The organism is Acidobacteriota bacterium, assembly GCA_003696075.1.
In the GTDB taxonomy this organism is placed as follows: Bacteria; Acidobacteriota; Polarisedimenticolia; order J045; family J045; genus J045.
On sequence record RFHH01000024.1, the window covers coordinates 1 to 3,651 of the forward strand.

Sequence of the window (3,651 nt, forward strand, 5' to 3'; positions counted from 1 at the left end):
ACCTAGCACTGATGCCTCGCGGGCCGGCGCGGCACGACCGCCGCCGCCTTTGGGAGGCGACTGCCGGTTCCGCTAGACTCGCGAACCGCCCTGCGGGCGCTCGAGGAGGTGAGTCGATGGTCCGGTTCCCCCGCCGATCGATCTTTCCCATCGTCGCTTCGATGATCCTGATCCCCGCGGCCTTGGCGACGGGCAAGAGGGCAGCCGCCGGCGATTCTCCAGGAACCCGGACGGACAAAGAGCGTATGGTCGAGGAGACGTTCACCGGCCTCGAGCTGCGCGCGATCGGACCGGCGCTGACCTCCGGCCGCATCACCGACATCGCGGTTCACCCGTCCAGGCCGGAGATCTTCTACGTCGCCGCCGCGTCGGGAGGTGTCTGGAAGACGACGAACGGCGGTACGACGTTCACGCCGGTCTTCGACGATCAGGGTTCGTACTCGATCGGCTGCCTGGCGATCGACCCGAACGATCCGCTGACGGTGTGGGTGGGAACCGGCGAGAACAACAGCCAGCGCAGCGTCGGCTACGGCGACGGAGTCTACAAGTCGACCGACGGGGGCAAGACGTGGACGAACGTCGGACCGAAGGACTCCGAACACATCGGCAAGATCCTGATCGACCCGCGGGACGGCGACGTCGTCTGGGTCGCCGCACAGGGCCCCCTCTGGCGCTCGGGAGGCGATCGCGGGCTCTACGTCACGCGTGACGGCGGAAAGACCTGGACGCTCGCGCTCGAGATCAGCAAGGACACGGGGGTCACCGACATCGCCTTCGATCCGCGGGACCCGGACGTGATCTATGCTGCGGCGTACCAGCGGCGGCGGCGCGTCTGGACGCTGATCGACGGCGGGCCCGAGTCGGCGATCTACAAGTCCACCGACGGGGGAAAGAGCTGGACCAAGCTGAAGAACGGCCTTCCCGAGGTGGACATGGGCCGCATCGGCCTCGCCGTCTCGCCGAAGGACCCGGACATCGTCTACGCAACGATCGAGGCGGCAGGTGACGCGAGCGGCTTTTATCGCTCGACCGACGCCGGGGGCAGCTGGGAAAAGATGAGCGACGTCATCTCGACCAGCCCCCAGTACTACCAGGAGATCGTCGCCGACCCGTGGGACGCCGACCGCGTCTACATGCTCGACACCTTCATGAAGGTCTCGGAGGACGGCGGGGCGACGTGGAAGCGGGTCGGCAACCGCGCCAAGCACGTCGACGATCACGCGCTGTGGATCGACCCGCAGAACAACCGCCACCTGCGCGCCGGCTGCGACGGCGGTCTCTACGAATCCTACGACCGCGGCAGGACATGGCACTTCTTCGCCAACTTGCCGATCACGCAGTTCTACCGCGTCACCCCCGACAACGACGTCCCCTTCTACAACCTCTACGGCGGGACGCAGGACAACGCGACGCTCGGCGGGCCCTCGCGAACGACCGACGGCGCCGGTATCACCAACGCCGACTGGTTCGTGACGATCTTCGGCGACGGATTCAAGACTCAGGTCGATCCCGAGGACCCGAACATCGTCTACTCCCAGTACCAGTACGGGGGGCTCGTGCGCTTCGACCGGCGCAGCGGCGAGTGGGTCGACATCCAGCCGCAGCCGGAACCGGGGGAGGCGCTGCGCTGGAATTGGAACTCGCCGCTGATCGTCAGCCCCCACTCCCACACCCGGCTCTACTTCGCCGCCAACCGCGTCTTCCGCTCCGACGACCGCGGACAGAGCTGGCGGGCCATCAGCGGCGATCTCACCCGGCAGCTCGACCGGCGCAAGCTCGAGGTCATGGGCGGTATCCAGAGCATCGACGCCGTCGCGCGCGGCAAGTCGACATCGTTCTACGGCAACGTGGTCGCGCTGAGCGAATCCCCGCTCGAGGAGGGGCTGATCTACGCCGGGACGGACGACGGGCTGATCCAGGTCACCGACGACGGCGGGGCGCACTGGCGGCGTATCGACCGCTTCCCCGGCGTGCCCGAGCTTTCCTACGTGAGCGACCTCGAGGCGTCGCGCCACTCGCCCGACCGCGTCTACGCCGCTTTCGACAATCACAAGAGCGGCGACTTCAAACCGTACCTGCTGGTCAGCGACGATCGCGGGCGGCATTGGCGCTCGATCGCGGGCGACCTCCCGCGGCGCGGCACGGTCTACACGGTGGCAGAGGACCATGTCCGGCCAGGACTGCTGTTCGCCGGCACCGAGTTCGGGCTTTTCTTCACGGTGGACGGCGGCAAGCACTGGGTACGGCTCGCGGGAGGCCTGCCGACGATCGCGATCCGCGAGATCGAGATCCAGCGCCGCGAGAACGATCTCGTGCTGGCGAGCTTCGGACGCGGCCTGTTCGTCCTCGACGATTACAGTCCGCTGCGCATGGTCGACCGCGAGCTGTTGGATCGGGAGGCGGTGCTGTTTCCGGTCAAGGACGCCTGGCTCTACGTCGAGCGCTACCGGCTCGGCATTCCCGGCAAGGGCTTCCTCGGCGACGACCACTTCGTCGCTCCGAACCCGCCCTACGGAGCCGTGTTCACCTACTACCTCGCCGACGGCTACAAGACGCTCGAAGAGCAGCGCCACGAGAGGGAGCGCGAGGCCCGCAAGGCCGGCGAGCCGATCGAGATCCCGAGCTGGGACGAACTCCGCGCGGAGGCTCGGGAAGAGAAGCCCCAGGTGCTGCTGATCGTCCGCGACGCAGAGGGGAAGGTGGTCCGGCGCATCACCGGGCCGGTGACGGCCGGTTTCCATCGCGTCGCCTGGGATCTGCGCTACCCGGCACCCGACCCGACCGATCTCTCGCCGCCGAAGGAGCGGGCTCCCTGGGACACGCCGCCGCAGGGACCGCTCGCCCCTCCCGGCCGCTACAGCGTGACGCTCGCCAAGCGGGTGCGCTCGGTACTGACCGAGATCGCCGGGCCGGAGGAGTTCGAGGTCAAGCCGCTCGAGCAGGCCTCGCTGCCCGCTCCCGACCGGCGGGCGCTGGCCGAGTTCCAGAAGCGCGCCGCCGCCCTGCAACGCGCCGTCCTGGGTGCGGAGCGGGCGATCGGCGAAGCCGAAACGCGCCTGGCGCACCTGATGCGCGCCCTCGACGACACCCCCGCCGCGCCGGACGAACTCGCCCGCCGCGCGCGCGAGCTGCGCGACCGGCTGGCCGACCTCAAGGTCGAGCTGCTGGGCGACGAGGTTGTGGCCGAGCACGCCGAACCGACGCCGCCCGGGATCCGCGACCGCGTGCGGCAGGTCGTCTCCGGCGCCTGGTCGTCCACGAGCGCACCGACCCGGACTCACGAGCAGAACCTGGAGCTGGCGCGCGAAGCGTTCCAGCGCTGGTTGCCGCGCTTGCGGTCGCTGATCGAGACCGACCTCCGCCGGCTCGAGGAAGACGCCGAGGCCGCCGGCGCACCCTGGACGCCGGGGCGGGTCCCGCGCTGGGATTGACCGCGGCACCGGCCGGGCGGCGGATTCCGGACCGCGGGAGGGGCGTGGCTCCGGCGCGAAGCCTGAGCCGCCTCCTCCCGGCCCGGCCCGTTCGCGGACGGGGCGCGGCCGGAAGCGCTCGCCGAGGGGCGCCGGCCGGTCCGCCCCGGGAGATCGGGCCGCTTCGGGAGGCCCCGCGCGCAGCCCGTCCTTCCGCGCCCGGAACCGCTGGCGGGTGCGG

General features: G+C 70.0%; 1 protein-coding gene. It reads left to right on the top strand.

Annotation, left to right across the window (positions count from 1 at the left end):
* The first annotated feature begins 116 nt into the window (after positions 1 to 116).
* Positions 117 to 3,431, top strand: coding sequence for a glycosyl hydrolase (locus tag D6718_01625; protein ID RMG48527.1), 3,315 nt, complete (start codon positions 117 to 119; stop codon positions 3,429 to 3,431).
* Positions 3,432 to 3,651 lie beyond the last annotated feature (220 nt).

What these genes read in the sequence shown, in the direction of transcription:
- D6718_01625 (RMG48527.1), top strand. Translation starts at nt 117, where the DNA reads ATGGTCCGGTTCCCCCGCCGATCGATCTTTCCCATCGTCGCTTCGATG.